Here is a 14,212-nt window from a genome sequence, read left to right as displayed (position 1 = left end):
TCAGGCAGGAACGCCTGGCGGTCATGGCCTGCCTGTGTCGGCGGCGGGCTGCGCTGCGGTCCTTGCAATGATTTCGGTGCCGGAAATACCGGTGCGCCGCCTCGTAATAAGGAAGTGCACGACGATTCCCAGCGCCAGACCCCAGAACGCACTGCCAATGCCCAGGAAGCTCGTACCGGATGCAGTACACAGGAAGGTGACGAGAGCTGCTTCGCGGCCGGATTCGGCAGCAAGTGCTCCTGCAAGGCTATTGCCGATCGTGCCCAGCAGGGCCAGCCCCGCAATGGCGGCGACCAACTCCAAGGGGAAGGCGGCAAACAACCCTACCACCGTCGCGCCAAACACGCCGGTGATCAGATAGAACACACCCGCCCAGACGGACGCCAGATACCGTTTACCGGGATCCGGATCGGCATCCCTGCTCATGCATATTGCAGCCGTGATAGCCGCAAGATTGAAAGAGTAGCCGCCGAAAGGGCCGAGCAACAGACCTGTGATACCGGTCCAGCTGATCAAAGGCGATGCCGGTGTGTCGTAGCCGTTGGCCTGCAGTACGGCAAGGCCGGGAATGTTCTGCGAAGTCATCGTCACGATGAACAAGGGGATGCCCACTCCGATCACCGAGGATAGCGTGAACTCCGGCGTCATCAGCATTGGTCTTGCCGGTGACCATTCCAATAGCTCCAGATGCAACAGGCCTTGGAAACCCGCGCATGCGATGCCTGCCAGCAAGGCGAACGGCACGCTGTAACGCGGCAAGGCGATGCGACCAAGCCAGAAAGTCAGAAACATGATCGCGACGAGCAGGAGCTGGGACTGCATCGAGGTGAACAGATCCATGCCGAAGCGAACGAGTATCCCGCCCAGCATGGCGGCCGCGATATGCCTTGGTATGTAGTGCATGGCTTTCTGAAACCAGCCGGTAATGCCGCAAAGCGTGATCAACATGGAGGAGAACAGAAAGACGCCAATGGCCTCGTTCATGCCGAGGCCGGATAGGCCGGTGACGAGCAAGGCGGCACCGGGAGTCGACCATGCAGTTAACGTGGGGCTGCGGTATCGTAGCGACAAGGCAATGCTGCTGACGCCCATGCCGATTCCCAGCGCCCACATCCACGACGCGAGCTCGGCCGGTGTCGCACCCGCCGCGCTGGCCGCCTGGAAAATAATGGCAACTGAACTGCTGTAGCCCACCAGCACAACAATGAAACCGGACGTTATGTGCGAAATTTTGAAGTAATTACCCATAATGTTCTCATCGTTGCCTGTGCGTTATAACGGCTGGTGCAACTCATGCTAGCATCGTACGTTATAACGCACAATGCTTTTCGGGCGTGGTCGATTTACGGCCGTGCATCACGATGAGGTCACCATGCAAGATCCTGCCAGCTATCTGGCGCAGGCGTTGAAAGAACTGCGGACCCGGCGCGCCTGGAGTCTGGACCAGACCGCTCGCAAGACCGGCGTCAGCAAAGCAATGCTGGGTCAGATAGAACGCGCTGAATCGAGTCCCACGATCGCCACGCTCTGGAAAATTGCGAATGGATTCCAGACGCCTGTTTCAAGCTTCCTAACTCCGCCCGTTGAGATGAGCGTTAACAGAAGCATCGGTTCCGACACCGATCGATATGTGCGCGGCTTGACTGTCGAACCCGGGATCGTCGTGCGTTCTTTATTTTCCTACGACGCCCGCTTCGGATTCGAGATGCTGGAACTTGTACTACTGCCGGGTACCGTGCGACTGTCGGAGCCGCACGCGGCTGGGGTCACCGAGCACGTGGTGATCATCAGCGGTCCTATGGAATTGCTGGTCGACGGACGATGGAATGTCCTGCCCAAGGGCAGTGCCGTACGGTTTGCCGCGGACCGTCCGCATGGATACCGCAATCTCACCACGCATCCCGCCATTTTTCACAATCTCATTCACTATCCGGCTGACTATGAAGAGTCCGTCGGAGACCCTGGACCAATACCATGAAAACAGCCTTTCCCGATGCCGAGCGACGTCATGCCCTGCAGGAAGCCATACAACAAGGCCGAGCCTACACGCTGGCGCAGGAAGATATCGCTTTTCTTGCCAGTGAGGATTTACGCCCGGTACGCATGCAACTGGAACTCTTGAAGACCGAGCATGCCCTGCGGGAGCACGACGTGAATGCCACCATAGTGGTATTTGGCAGTGCCAGGATACTGTCTCCGGAGGACGCCAGGGCAGCGCTTGAACTGGTCGAGGAACAGTCGCGCATACGGTCGGACGATCCAGGACTGCGACGGGCTATTGCGATGGCAAGGCGGCGAGTTGAGCAATCGCACTGGTACGACGAAGCCTACAGCTTTGCACGCAAGGCATCCCAGTGCTTCGAGCACGAGGAGCCGTGCGATCTGGTCGTGATGACCGGTGGTGGGCCCGGCATCATGGAGGCGGCCAATCGTGGCGCTTTTGAAGCCGGTGAACGCTCGGTAGGCCTGAACATCACCTTGCCGCACGAACAATATCCCAATCCTTTCATCACTCCCCAGCTGGCATTCCGGTTCCATTATTTCGCATTGCGCAAGATGCATTTCCTGTTGCGTGCAAAGGCGCTCGTCGCTTTTCCGGGCGGCTTTGGGACGCTCGACGAACTCTTCGAAGTTCTGACACTGGTGCAAACCCGCAAGATGGGACGTATTCCTATCGTTCTGGTGAATAGCGCGTTCTGGCGGCGTCTGATCGATATTGACTTCCTGATTGAGGAAGGCATGATTGCGCCAGAGGATGCGCAATTATTCGTCATGGTGGACAGCGCGGAGGAGGCTATCGATGCGCTTCGTGAATTCTATGCAATGACACCACCGTAGATCCGGGCAGGCATCACGCTTGCTCGGGGATGTCCGGAATTCATCCGCCAATCCACCCAACAGGAGGCCGCCATGGCCACGAATGACCCGAAAAAACCACACGCAGCAGGCAATCCCGGGTCCGGCCGTGCCGAGCCGGCCCCGGGCCCGAACGACTCTTCCGACACCTTCACTGATATGCCGTCTGCTACTCCAGCTCAGGTTCGTGGGAACGAAAACCGCAAAGTCGATATATCGTCCGCCGACGACGTGGACGTTGACAAAGATACACCGGTCGACGATGAAGAAACGCCGCCTACCTCCCCTCCCAATGCTGTATCGGGCGGGGGATAAGGGTTTAGTGCAAGAAGCGCTTCATTCGGGAACCAGATTGATGGTGGTTTCCGCATGGGCCTCGATTTTTCCCTTGGAGTAGAGCAATGGGAAATATTGACCGGCGGCCCAGATCGGCGCCAAGTCCCGATAATGCTTGCTTGATGCATTGCCTGATTGCCCGGGCGTGTTGATTACCTGCGATGCATCCCAGTTTCCCACGTCCAGTATCATCCGGTAAGATGCACCAGACTGCAGCTGGAAGTTCTCGCCATAGCTGGCGGCGAGGGGAGTGTAGGCGGATCCCGGCAAAGGCCATGTACCCACGTTGAATTTTTCCTTTTCTGCTGCATTCAGAACAGGACTGAGCGGGTGGGTGAACACGGCCTTGTGCAGATTTCCCCATTGCCAGCCGGCCGGGTCTGGACCCAGCAGCCTCTTGGTCTGAATCATCGCCTCTTTGAGTGTCGTAGTCAGAACCTGGTCTCTTGCCGTCGTGGAAAGCCAACCCTGAGGACTCTCCAGTACCTGGATTACCCGCTCGGCATCGCCTTGACCGACCAGCGCGGCGGCGTCCGCGTCCAGGGCGGCCTTGACCAGTCCTTTTCGCAGGTGCTTGCTGAACCATACCTCAAACAAGGCGGCTTCTGCGCTTTCCACCGTTTCATTGCCATCCCATTCCTTCAGCAAGTTTAGTCCTTGTCGTGTATCGGCATCGTCGGGGATCGCTACGTTCTTGAGCAAAGCAACCAGACGCACGGCTGGTAGGGAAGTGGTGTCCAACTGCCATGCCTTGGAATCGTCAAGTGAGGATTTATCGTTCTTTGCAATAAGCGCCTGCAAGCGCTTGGCGCGAGAACTGTTGCTCCATTCGTAACCTATACCTTTCTGAAAGGCGGGATGTTCGGGAGGAATGTTATTTTCGTTGGCCGTGACTATATAACCGGCGTCGGGATTATGCTGTGACGGCAGTTCGTCCATAGTGCGGTAATCGGCCCACTCGTAGCGCCCGTCTCCCGGCACGGGAGTCAAACCGTCCCAATTTGGCCGATTGACCGTCAAGCCACCTGGCATCCATGCAATATTTCCGCTTTTGTCTGCATATACTTGATTTTCTCCGGGAGCACCCCAGCGATTCATCGCCGCACTGAACTGATCCCAATTCTGCGCCCGCATATAGTCCATGGAGCCGAAGTAAGGTGCCATGCCAAAATCCAGCCATGCCGCTCGCAAGGCCCACGCCTGATTCTTCGTATTATCTTTGTGCAGGACCGGTCCGTGGCGCGTGTACAAGATGTCCACCTTGCGGGGCGTGCTCTCGCCCTTGACCAAAATGTCTTCGGAAATCACCTCGAAAGGCTCCCAACGGCCTTTGTATTGATACTCGGACTTTGCATCAGGGTTCAGTTCATAGGCATAGACATCCTCCTGGTCCATATAGAAGCGTGTGAGGCCAAAACCGATGGTGCCATTGTGACCAATGGAAATACCGGGCAGGAAAGGTTCGCCCGCGCCGATGACACTGAGTCCGGGCGCTTCGAGGTGACTGATGTAACGCAGGCTGGGCGCACCGTGAGAACGATGTGGGTCATTAGCCAATACCGGTCGCCCCGTGCTGGTGCGCGAACCGGCAATGACCCAGTTGTTAGAACCCAGGCTGCGCGCCCCATCGCTATTGAAATCCACTACGTTATAGAGCGTTGCTATATCGGTGGACGCAGCTGCGACGGCATTGATCGAATCCTTCGTGAATTTAGGGGTGGCCGTCGCAAGATCGTAAGCCTTTTTCAACGCAGCGAACGGCACTTCGCAAGGGTCCAGGCCTGCGGCGACGACCGGATTGACCTCAGGCACCGTTTCGCGGCGCAACCAGTCGACACGAACTGGATCCCTCTTGATTTTGCAGAATACTTCAGCGCGGTCTATTTCATTTTTCGCATTCAGCGTCAGCCCATGGTGGCGAATGCGGACGATGTCTTCGGCCTTCCATTTTGATGGCTTGTAACCCAATAGCTTGAATTCTTCGGGAACCAGTGCGGCATCTTTTTCGGTTTGGTCGATATAAGCGTTCACACCAGCGACGAATGCTTCAGCAACCCGTTTGGCATCCGAGCCGTAGGCTAGCCATTCTCGATACATGTCGCCTCGGAAAAGCACGGCCCGAGCCATCCGATCGCCTTCGACATACGAGGGGCCAAAATCTTTCGCCATTTCGCCCAGGCCGCGCTTGCGCCAGGTATCTATCTGCCACAAGCGGTCGCGTGCCGCCATAAACCCCTGGACGTAGAACGCGTCATAAAAAGTATTGGCATAAATATGCGAAATGCCCCATTGATCTATTAATACACGCGCTGGCTTCTCGATGCCAGTCGTGGCATAGCGTTCCTCGGAATTCGAGTTGGCGGCCTGGACCAGACCTGTACCGGCCATGATCAAAGCTGCGCCAGTTGCGCGCGCCAGCGCGTGTAGACGATGTGTATTCATACATTCTCCTTTGTTGACGGTTTACGACCACTCTTTCCGGAAATCCACCGTAACGGTGTCACATAATTTCGTGACAGTGTTCGACCATGAGTAACGGCACGTTGGTTCGTCAGGAATGCAGCTTGCTGTCCCAAGGCGCATGCATTCAGCGTGATGGCGGCAACTCCCGGGAGGAAACAGCATGGAAGGTACGCAGCGTAGGCTAGGTCTCATCGTAACTGCCAGTGTCATTGGCATGCTCGGCCTGGCGCTGGTCTTAGGCGGAGGATGGCTTGTTGCGTTGGGGGGGTCATGGTATTACCTTTGCGCCGGCGTAGCCCTCGTTGCTACCAGCTTGCTGCTGAGCAGGCGCCGGCAGTCTGCCTTGTATTTGTATGCCTTGCTTGTTATTGGAACCTTGGCATGGAGTCTGTGGGAAGCAGGACTGGACTGGTGGCCACTGGCAGCCCGAGGCGATGTGATTTTCATCGCAGGCGTTTTTCTTTTGATGCCCTGGATTACACGCCCACTGTTGGCAACAGCCATATCCGAAGCGGGTGCCCCGACGTCGACAACGAAACGCCGTGGCGGCAGGCTTGCGTTAACTGCTGCGCTTGGCCTATTCCTGTTCGTGGCTATCGCGTCCTGGTTCGTCGAGCCGCAACGCGTAGAAGGAGAACTGCCGGGAATACGCGCGCAACTCGAGGCCGATGCCGCCGTGATACCGGCGGGCGAGTGGCATGCCTATGGGCGCGATGGACTCGGACAACGCTACTCACCGTTGACACAGATTACCTCCGATAATGTTGATCAGCTGGAAGTTGCCTGGCATTTCCAGACAGGCGATACGCGCGGACGTCCAGGAGACCCGGTCGAAACGACTTTCGAAGTGACACCCCTGAAGGTCGATAACAGCCTCTATCTCTGCACACCGCATCAATCGGTGATTGCGTTGGACGCAACCACCGGCGAACAGCTATGGCGCTACGAACCTCAAGTAGAGGGCGATCTGGCCTTGCAACACCTGACGTGCCGAGGCGTTTCCTATCACAAAAGAGCGGACAATCCAGCATCGGGTGAGTGTCTGGCGATGCTGTTCATGCCAACCGCCGATGGGCGGGTGATTGCGCTCGATCCCGAAGATGGTGAAGTGTGCCAATCCTTTGGACAAGGCAAAGGCTACATCGACCTTTGGGAGAACATGCCTCATAAAAAACCCGGGGGTTATTACTCCACGTCGCCGGTCGTGGTCACTGATCGCTTGCTGATTGTAGGAGGGACCGTACTGGATAACGTTTCCACCCGCGAAACTTCCGGTGTGATCCGCGCTTACGATGTCAATACCGGTGCCCTCGTGTGGAACTGGGACGCTGGCAATCCAGAGGTGACGACTCCACTGCCGCCGGGAGCGAATTACACGCCGAACTCACCGAACAGCTGGTCGATTTCCAGCGTGGACGAAAAGCTGGGCATGGTCTATGTCCCATTGGGAAATCAACCGCCCGACCAATGGGGCGCCGAGCGAAGTGAAGCCGTGGAGCGATACTCTTCGTCCGTTGTGGCCCTGGACCTGGCCACCGGACAAGCACGCTGGCATTTCCAGACAGTGCATCACGATTTGTGGGATTACGACGTTCCGGCGCAGCCCAGCCTCATTGACCTCACTATCAGCGGCAAGACAGTGCCTGCCCTGGTTCAGCCCACCAAGCAAGGGGAGCTCTTCGTTCTGGATCGCCGCAATGGCGAGCCCATATTGCCGGTTACAGAGCGGCCTGTGCCGCAGGGGACCATTGAAGGTGAACGCCTGGCGCCGACACAACCTGTCTCCGCATTGTCTTTCGACCCACCGGCGTTGACTGGGGCCGACATGTGGGGTGCGACGATGCTTGATCAGCTCGCCTGCCGTATCGCATTCCACAAATTGCGCTATGAGGGACGGTACACACCTCCATCCTTGGAAGGGACATTGGTGTATCCGGGAAACTTCGGCGTGTTCAATTGGGGCGGCATCGCCGTGGATCCGCAGCGTCAAGTTACTTTCACTACACCCACCTATCTGGCGTTCGTTTCCCAGCTGGTGCCTCGGGCCGACGACACTACGCTATATGTTCAGGGCGAGGCCCGTCCAGAAGACAGCTTGCCGGCGCTGAACGAAAACTTCGGGGCTCCATTCGCGGTCAAATTAAGTGCCTTCACCTCTGTCCTTGGTTTGCCATGCCAGGCGCCGCCATGGGGATACGTGGCGGGGGCGGACCTGACCACCGGTCAGGTTGTCTGGAAACATAAAAATGGCACGGTCATCGATAGTTCGCCCCTGCCTCTGCCGTTCAAAATGGGCGTGCCGAACCTCGGCGGTCCTATCATGACGGCCGGAGGGGTTGCGTTCCTGTCCGGCACGCTGGACTACTTTGTGCGGGCCTACGACGTAACGAACGGCGAGCAACTCTGGGAGAGCCGCCTTCCCGCGGGCGGGCAGGCGACGCCCATGACCTACACGGGTGCCGACGGACGTCAGTTCCTGCTTGTCGTGGCGGGCGGCCACGGTTCATTAGGCACCAGAGCGGGCGACGATGTGATCGCCTATGCACTTCCCAGCAGGAGGTAAATAATCATGGCAGCAACCAACGCTTATAGCGCCATTGAGCCAACTCGTTCAGAGATCGATGTCTTGACCGGGCCCACCATGCTGGAATTCGGCACGCCGTGGTGCGGCTACTGCCGGGCGGCGCAGCCTGCCATCGTGGCGGCGCTCGAAGCGCACGATAATGTCCGTCACATCAAGGTGGAAGACGGCAGCCGTCGGCCCTTGGGCCGTTCCTTCACCATCAAGCTCTGGCCGACGTTGGTGTTTCTGCGCGATGGAAAAGAAGTTCTACGACTTGTCCGGCCTACTGAAGAGCAGGCTATCGCCCGGGCCTTATCGCAAATCGATCCCGATCCGGCATAGTTCCGCACTACTGGTTTTTCTGGTTCAGAGCGTTGATCAAGCCGTCTACGCCATTCTCGCGAATTTGCTGCGCGAACTGATTGCGGTAATTTTGAATCAGCCAGATTCCCTCGACGTTGATATCGTAGATCTTCCAGCCTTCGGGTGTGCTTTCCATACGGTAGTCGACATTGACCTGCGGCCCGTTGCGCTGCGAGAAATAGCTTCGAACGACGACGTCCTTGGCCTTCGGGTCACCGCGGAAGGGCAGAAGGTTCAAGGCGGCGATCTTGTCGACATCCGTTAGCGCACCCGCATACGTCCGGATCAGCGTGCCCCGGAACGCTTCGACCAGCTGCTTGCGTTGCTGGCTACTTGCGGTCCGCCAGCCCTGTGCTGCCGCCAGTCGGGTGGTCTTTTCAAAATTGACGTAGGGCAGCAAATATTGATCGATCAACTCGTTGATCCGGCGAGTGTCTCCTCGCTTAGCGGCGGGATCCTGACGGACGGCGTCCAGGGCGTTATTGCCCACAGCCTCGATAAAGGCATTGGGCTCGGCCAGGGGATTCACCACGCGCTGAGCATGAACGTTGTTGAGCAAGGCCAGGATGAAAAGTGTGGCAATAAAGAAAATCACCGATGCATTGCGCTGCGATGTCCCGCCGCGGGACGTGTGTTCACGGGAAGCTGAGGATATATGCTGGTTCATGAGGCAAATTCTAATTGACGGAGACCTCTTCATTCTATTTCGCTGGAGTAGCCGCTGACCGGCTGTTTGGAAACCACTTGTGTCCCCATCGACACATTCGCATCTTGGACACCAGTGGCACGTCGATTGCTATCAGTCGAGAACGGGGTTTAAAAAAATGGACATCTTTATCCAACACTATAAAAAAAACATGGCAGGTCGGGACTATGCCGTGGGCGACATACATGGACATTTCGGCCGGCTGGAACACGCCATGGAAACGATTGGTTTTGATCCCGGCCAAGACCGGCTATTCAGCGTTGGAGATCTGGTAGACCGCGGTCCGCAGGCGGATCAGGCCCTCGACTGGCTCGCTTTGCCCTGGTTTCATGCGGTCAGAGGCAATCATGAAGATTATGCAATAAGGCATAGCCTGATTGGCGGTGTCGACATAGAGAACTACAGGAGCAACGGAGGGGGATGGTTCCTTGACATGCCGCGCACACGCCAGAAGCAGTTCGGCCTCGTCTTCAATGACTTGCCTTATGCCATGGAGATTGAAACCGATAACGGTCTGGTGGGCATCATCCACGCGGTTTGCCCTGTGCCTGATTGGGCACAGCTTGCGGACGCATTGGGATCGGAGTCCGCGAGGATGCAGGCGATATGGTCGCGTGAACGTATACAAAGTCTTGATGAAACGAAAGTCAAGAACATCCACGCCGTCGTGGTCGGGCATACACCGCTGCAAGAGGTCGTCGCATTGGGAAATACCGTACACATCGATACAGGAGGCTGGCTGGAAAAGGGGCACTTCACCCTGCTCGATCTGGGAAATTTTTGATTCATGCAGGCGTGGTCATGAACCACGTCGTTTTTTCGTTTTCGTCACTGAAAAAGAGGGTAATACATGAGCATCTTGAGAACCAAATCTATTTCTACGGCGCTTGCCATAGGCGTTACGGCCTTCGCGTTGACGCCGGTTTCCGCTCAATATACGGGGCCTTCTGAAAAAGTCATGGCCGTGACGGTCGCCGATGTCATGGAAAAATCCAAGGACGACGATAAAGTGGCGCTCAAGGGCATGTTGATCCGGAAAACGTCCGATGAGCACTATGTTTTCTCCGATGCGACCGGTGAAATTTCAGTCGAGATCGACGACAAGGTCTTCCCGAAAGTGCCGGTAGACGACAAGACCACTGTCCAGATCAGGGGCGAAGTGGACAAGGGTCTAGTCGGCAAGACGGAGATCGACGTCGAGGCGATCGAGATCCTTAAATAGACTATTTCACCGAGGCACACTATTTGCTATGAGAGTTTAAACGGCGAATTGCCGTTGCATACCTCTCCTGAACTTTCACAAATTCCTTACTGCAATCACAAAGGTGCTTAATATGAGAACACTTCAAAAAACTCTTCTTGTGGCAGCGTTGCTGGCCATTCCGTTTGCGGGCGCTCAAGCCCAAACCCAGGGCACCAATAAAGTCGGTGAAATGCCCGAGAGCTCCAAACCTGATGCCAGTCCACCGCCGACCAAGAGTCCGAACACGGGCACACCTGCCACATCATCCACAGCGACAGGGGAAGCGCCTCATAGCAGCTTACCGGGAACCGACAAACCTGCCACGGAAAATACCGCTAATCCGAAATTGAGCGGATCGGATGTCCCATCCACCAGCGCGCCGCCGCCTGCGACGACGGGAACGCCGCAACAGACAGCCCCGTCGGGTGAATCACCTCCACGTGCAGCACCCATGCGTTCCGGCGCGGGTGCCACCAGCAATGAAGGAAGCAGCACCATATCGGGAAGCGAGAAGCGTCAATAGCAGCAGTAACGGCACGCGTCCGATCACGCAAAGTAGGGCGTGACGGGCGCGGTGCCTGGCGTGGGCCTTTGCGCTACCACTTAAAAATATTCGAAAGGTAAATACAATGAATAAATCACAGATTCCTGTTGCCCAGAAAGAAGTTTTAAGCTTGCTGCTGGACGATCATCGGAAGGTCAAAAAACTGTTCAAAGAATTCGAGGATGTCACCGACGCGGCAAAGAAGCAAAGCATTGTTGCCGAGGCCTGTATGGACTTGACTGCGCACACGCAGATCGAAGAGCAGCAGTTTTATATGTTTTTGCGCGACCAGGATCCTGAAGCTTTCGGCGACCTGCTGGATGAAGCACTGGTCGAACATGCCAGTGCCAAGGATTTAATTCGACAGTTGCAGGAAATGAAGCCGGGCGACGACTTGTACGACGCGAAATTCATTGTATTGGGTGAATATGTCAATCACCACGTCGCCGAGGAAGAGGATGAGCTTTTTCCGAAAATCATTTCGAAAAAAATTGATTTGCGCGAGCTTCTTCCAGCAATGGTACAGATGAAGGAAGATTTGCTGGCCGAAAACACCAATGCTTAGCGGATCGTCGCTTTCGCAGATCCCCAGCGGCACCTGAACCAGCGCAGTAGCCTTCAATGGCTACCGCGCTTGACGTCGACACTGTCGCTTTCAGTTGATGTGGGTGGATCCATGTCAATCGTCAGGCTCAAAGGATCCGATCACACTTTCTTGACGAACTCCGATTTCAGGCTCATGGCCCCGAAGCCGTCGATTTTGCAATCGATATCATGATCACTATCGACCAGCCGGATATTCTTCACCTTGGTACCCATCTTGACTGCGCCCGCCGAGCCCTTGAGCTTCAGGTCTTTGATAACCGTGACGGTATCTCCATCCTGCAGCACATTTCCCGCCGAATCGCGATAAACCCGGCTCGTTTCGATGGGTGCCACCGCCAGTCCAGACCATTCGTGGGCGCATTCGGGGCAGATGTAGAGGTCCCCATCTTCATAGGTGAACTCGGAACTGCATTTCGGACAAGAGGGCAATGTGCTCATGAATAATTCCTGGTGCGTGGCATATGCCATAAAAGCAGAAAAGTATAGCGTGGTGGCCATGCCTGCGGATTGCATTCGCAGGCATGGCCACGCCAGCCGCCTGATCCGTCCTAGCGAGGAAGCTGTGCGGATGTCGCGGTGATACTTTCTTCGAAGTCCATGGTGTCCATGTCCGTGTCGGTGGCCACCGGTTTGCCGAAGATCTTCAACCAGGCAAAACCAATGATGCCGGCGGCCAGAGACGCCACAAGGATCGCCATTTTGGATGCATTGATGACGTCGGCCTCTCCTGTGAAGGCGAGGTTGGTGATGAATATGGACATCGTAAAACCTATGCCTCCCAGTAGGCCGGCGCCAAATACATGGCGCCAACGCAGATCGAGGGGCAGCTTGCAGATTCCGAGGGCAACGGCAAGCAGGCACAACAGAGTTATGCCCACTGGTTTGCCTAGAACCAGCCCGGCCATGATGCCAAGGCTGTTTGTCGAGGCAAGTTCCTGGGTCCAGCCGGAACTGATGATGATCCCGGTATTTGCCAGAGCGAAGACAGGCAGAATGATGAAGGCCACAGGCTTGTGCAGAAAATGTTCCAGCTTGTGCGATGGGGAATCTTCATCATCCTGTTTGGCAGAGAAAGGAATGGCGAAGGCCAGGAGCACGCCGGCGATCGTTGCGTGAACGCCGGATTTCAGCATGAATACCCACATTACTGCGCCGCCCAGCAGGTAGAGCCAAACAGACATGACGCGCAGATAGCGGTTCATGCAGGCCAGTAGGGCGAACACGACCACCGCAGCCAACAAGTAGATGAAGGACATCTCTGCGGTATAGAAAACAGCAATGACAATAATGGCGCCCAGATCGTCCATGACGGCCAGGGCAGCGAGAAATACTTTCAGCGACGCAGGAACCCGGCTTCCAAGGAGAGCAAGAACACCTAATGCGAAAGCGATGTCCGTCGCCATGGGAATACCGATACCGGCCTGTGTTTGTGTTCCAGCATTCATGCTGAAATGTATCAATGCCGGTACGCAAATCCCGCCGACGGCGGCAACGATGGGCAAAAGCGCATTCTTGAGTTCCGATAGTTCTCCGTTGTAGAGTTCACGTTTGAGCTCAAGGCCGATCAGCAGGAAAAAGATGGCCATCAACGCATCATTTACCCAGTGTTCTATGCTCAGTCCGCCCACATACACGCGCCATATCTGAAGATAGCCTTCTCCCAGCGAGGAATTCGCCAGAAGCAACGAAATAACGGTACAGACGATCAACAGAATCCCGCCTGATTTTTCAGAATCGAAGAACTGTTTGAATGTTTGCGATAGTCTTCTTTCTATAATGGCCATGTGGTCTCTTGTTAGAAAAAAACGATAGTATTTGCCGACGATGGGCCGCTGCGTAGGGCACAGCTGGGCCTAAGCCGGCGGCTCAATGGATTTGTTCTGGAACGGGGCTAGGCCAGACACGCCGAGAAGGGTGAAAACTGACAGTGGAATAATAAAGGGGTGCGGGCATGGGGTCGTGGTTAAGGCGCGTGGCGGCCCGACCATCGCATACCCTGCCACACAGAAAGTGTGAGCACCCGCAGAAAGTATAAACGATTGTTTTTAAGCAAACGTTCATGCCCGGGGAGTCAGAAATGGCGACCATGAAAATGCTAATCAATATCGACGTTCCGCAGCTTGGTCCAGCTATTGCTTTTTACTGCGGGGCATTACCGCTGAGCCTGCGTCGAATCATCGATGACGATGTGGCGGAACTGAGCGGCGCATCGTCGGACATATGTCTTCTGCAAACGGCGGCGGGTTCAAGTCCAGCAAAAGGAATTGATGATGTGCGTCATTACAGACGCCATTGGACGCCGGTTCACATTGACTTCGTCGTGGACAATATTGAGCACGCGGCTAAGCGCGCCATCGAGGCCGGCGCTTTGCAGGAAGGCGAGTGCATCGAGTGGAGAGGGTCACGCTGGATCAGTTTCTCGGATCCATGGGGCCATGGCTTTTGTTTGATTGAGTTTACGGGTGACGGCTACAGCGGCACCGACTGACTGAACAAGCTTCTTTAGTCCTTCTCCACAGATTCGTGGTAAAA

15 protein-coding genes are annotated in these 14,212 nt (G+C 55.9%); 10 read left to right on the top strand and 5 right to left on the bottom strand.

From position 1 onward, the window contains the following. Positions 1-21: 21 nt before the first annotated feature. On the bottom strand, positions 22-1,248 hold the full coding sequence (locus tag CR155_RS05240; protein ID WP_102068940.1) for a benzoate/H(+) symporter BenE family transporter: 1,227 nt from the start codon (positions 1,246-1,248) through the stop codon (positions 22-24). Between the two features lie 124 nt (positions 1,249-1,372). Here CR155_RS05240 and CR155_RS05235 point away from each other — a divergent pair, with 124 nt between their 5' ends. The 3 genes from CR155_RS05235 (at position 1,373) to CR155_RS05225 (ending at position 3,171) form a co-directional block, all read left to right on the top strand. Next, the gene (locus tag CR155_RS05235; RefSeq protein ID WP_102069153.1) at positions 1,373-1,978 is read left to right on the top strand and encodes a helix-turn-helix domain-containing protein; all 606 of its coding nucleotides are present in this window, start codon (positions 1,373-1,375) and stop codon (positions 1,976-1,978) included. After that, entirely contained in the window at positions 1,975-2,838 is an 864-nt protein-coding gene (locus tag CR155_RS05230) for an LOG family protein (protein WP_102068939.1), read from the top strand. The genes CR155_RS05235 and CR155_RS05230 overlap by 4 nt, the downstream gene beginning before the upstream one ends. 72 nt (positions 2,839-2,910) lie before the next feature. Then, the gene (locus CR155_RS05225) at positions 2,911-3,171 is read left to right on the top strand and encodes a hypothetical protein (RefSeq protein WP_102068938.1); all 261 of its coding nucleotides are present in this window, start codon (positions 2,911-2,913) and stop codon (positions 3,169-3,171) included. Positions 3,172-3,192: 21 nt separating this feature from the next. On the opposite strand, the gene CR155_RS05220 is transcribed toward CR155_RS05225, so the two are convergent. After that, positions 3,193-5,634, bottom strand: a complete 2,442-nt coding sequence (locus CR155_RS05220; protein WP_439650416.1) for a penicillin acylase family protein — start codon at positions 5,632-5,634, stop codon at positions 3,193-3,195. A gap of 181 nt (positions 5,635-5,815) precedes the next feature. Between CR155_RS05220 and CR155_RS05215 the strand changes: the two genes are divergently transcribed. Together CR155_RS05215 and CR155_RS05210 are read left to right on the top strand one after the other, a co-directional pair. Further along, the gene (locus CR155_RS05215; protein ID WP_102068937.1) at positions 5,816-8,218 is read left to right on the top strand and encodes a glucose/quinate/shikimate family membrane-bound PQQ-dependent dehydrogenase; all 2,403 of its coding nucleotides are present in this window, start codon (positions 5,816-5,818) and stop codon (positions 8,216-8,218) included. Positions 8,219-8,224: 6 nt separating this feature from the next. Then, on the top strand, positions 8,225-8,560 hold the full coding sequence (locus tag CR155_RS05210) for a thioredoxin family protein (protein ID WP_102068936.1): 336 nt from the start codon (positions 8,225-8,227) through the stop codon (positions 8,558-8,560). Between the two features lie 7 nt (positions 8,561-8,567). Here the strand turns inward: CR155_RS05210 and CR155_RS05205 are convergent, their stop codons facing one another. Further along, positions 8,568-9,248 (bottom strand): MlaC/ttg2D family ABC transporter substrate-binding protein, encoded by a 681-nt coding sequence (locus CR155_RS05205; protein WP_102068935.1) that lies wholly within the window; start codon positions 9,246-9,248, stop codon positions 8,568-8,570. Positions 9,249-9,405: 157 nt separating this feature from the next. Here CR155_RS05205 and CR155_RS05200 point away from each other — a divergent pair, with 157 nt between their 5' ends. The 4 genes from CR155_RS05200 (at position 9,406) to CR155_RS05185 (ending at position 11,639) form a co-directional block, all read left to right on the top strand. Beyond that, entirely contained in the window at positions 9,406-10,071 is a 666-nt protein-coding gene (locus CR155_RS05200; RefSeq protein WP_102068934.1) for a metallophosphoesterase, read from the top strand. Between the two features lie 66 nt (positions 10,072-10,137). Further along, a complete protein-coding gene (locus CR155_RS05195) occupies positions 10,138-10,509 on the top strand; it encodes a NirD/YgiW/YdeI family stress tolerance protein (protein WP_102068933.1) in 372 nt (123 codons plus the stop codon). A 112-nt stretch (positions 10,510-10,621) separates the two neighbouring features. Beyond that, complete coding sequence (locus tag CR155_RS05190; protein ID WP_102068932.1) at positions 10,622-11,053, top strand: hypothetical protein; 432 nt, start codon at positions 10,622-10,624, stop codon at positions 11,051-11,053. 106 nt (positions 11,054-11,159) lie between these two features. Continuing rightward, positions 11,160-11,639, top strand: coding sequence for a hemerythrin domain-containing protein (locus tag CR155_RS05185; RefSeq protein ID WP_102068931.1), 480 nt, complete (start codon positions 11,160-11,162; stop codon positions 11,637-11,639). A gap of 140 nt (positions 11,640-11,779) precedes the next feature. On the opposite strand, the gene CR155_RS05180 is transcribed toward CR155_RS05185, so the two are convergent. Further along, on the bottom strand, positions 11,780-12,118 hold the full coding sequence (locus CR155_RS05180) for a zinc ribbon domain-containing protein YjdM (protein ID WP_102069151.1): 339 nt from the start codon (positions 12,116-12,118) through the stop codon (positions 11,780-11,782). Positions 12,119-12,228: 110 nt separating this feature from the next. After that, a complete protein-coding gene (gene nhaA, locus CR155_RS05175) occupies positions 12,229-13,464 on the bottom strand; it encodes a Na+/H+ antiporter NhaA (protein WP_102068930.1) in 1,236 nt (411 codons plus the stop codon). A gap of 302 nt (positions 13,465-13,766) precedes the next feature. Between nhaA and CR155_RS05170 the strand changes: the two genes are divergently transcribed. After that, the gene (locus tag CR155_RS05170) at positions 13,767-14,168 is read left to right on the top strand and encodes a VOC family protein (protein ID WP_102069150.1); all 402 of its coding nucleotides are present in this window, start codon (positions 13,767-13,769) and stop codon (positions 14,166-14,168) included. The last annotated feature ends 44 nt before the right edge of the window (positions 14,169-14,212 follow it).

Origin of the sequence: Pollutimonas nitritireducens (genome assembly GCF_002849615.1) — a bacterium.
GTDB lineage: Bacteria > Pseudomonadota > Gammaproteobacteria > Burkholderiales > Burkholderiaceae_B > Pollutimonas > Pollutimonas nitritireducens.
This window is presented reverse-complemented; position numbering and strand designations above follow the sequence as displayed.

Coding starts and splice junctions, on each gene's coding strand:
- CR155_RS05235 (WP_102069153.1), top strand. CDS start 1,373: ATGCAAGATCCTGCCAGCTATCTGGCGCAGGCGTTGAAAGAACTGCGG.
- CR155_RS05205 (WP_102068935.1), bottom strand. CDS start 9,248: ATGAACCAGCATATATCCTCAGCTTCCCGTGAACACACGTCCCGCGGC.
- CR155_RS05170 (WP_102069150.1), top strand. CDS start 13,767: ATGAAAATGCTAATCAATATCGACGTTCCGCAGCTTGGTCCAGCTATT.
- CR155_RS05225 (WP_102068938.1), top strand. CDS start 2,911: ATGGCCACGAATGACCCGAAAAAACCACACGCAGCAGGCAATCCCGGG.
- CR155_RS05195 (WP_102068933.1), top strand. CDS start 10,138: ATGAGCATCTTGAGAACCAAATCTATTTCTACGGCGCTTGCCATAGGC.
- CR155_RS05180 (WP_102069151.1), bottom strand. CDS start 12,118: ATGAGCACATTGCCCTCTTGTCCGAAATGCAGTTCCGAGTTCACCTAT.
- CR155_RS05215 (WP_102068937.1), top strand. CDS start 5,816: ATGGAAGGTACGCAGCGTAGGCTAGGTCTCATCGTAACTGCCAGTGTC.
- CR155_RS05210 (WP_102068936.1), top strand. CDS start 8,225: ATGGCAGCAACCAACGCTTATAGCGCCATTGAGCCAACTCGTTCAGAG.
- nhaA (WP_102068930.1), bottom strand. CDS start 13,464: ATGGCCATTATAGAAAGAAGACTATCGCAAACATTCAAACAGTTCTTC.
- CR155_RS05220 (WP_439650416.1), bottom strand. CDS start 5,634: ATGAATACACATCGTCTACACGCGCTGGCGCGCGCAACTGGCGCAGCT.
- CR155_RS05185 (WP_102068931.1), top strand. CDS start 11,160: ATGAATAAATCACAGATTCCTGTTGCCCAGAAAGAAGTTTTAAGCTTG.
- CR155_RS05190 (WP_102068932.1), top strand. CDS start 10,622: ATGAGAACACTTCAAAAAACTCTTCTTGTGGCAGCGTTGCTGGCCATT.
- CR155_RS05240 (WP_102068940.1), bottom strand. CDS start 1,248: ATGGGTAATTACTTCAAAATTTCGCACATAACGTCCGGTTTCATTGTT.
- CR155_RS05200 (WP_102068934.1), top strand. CDS start 9,406: ATGGACATCTTTATCCAACACTATAAAAAAAACATGGCAGGTCGGGAC.
- CR155_RS05230 (WP_102068939.1), top strand. CDS start 1,975: ATGAAAACAGCCTTTCCCGATGCCGAGCGACGTCATGCCCTGCAGGAA.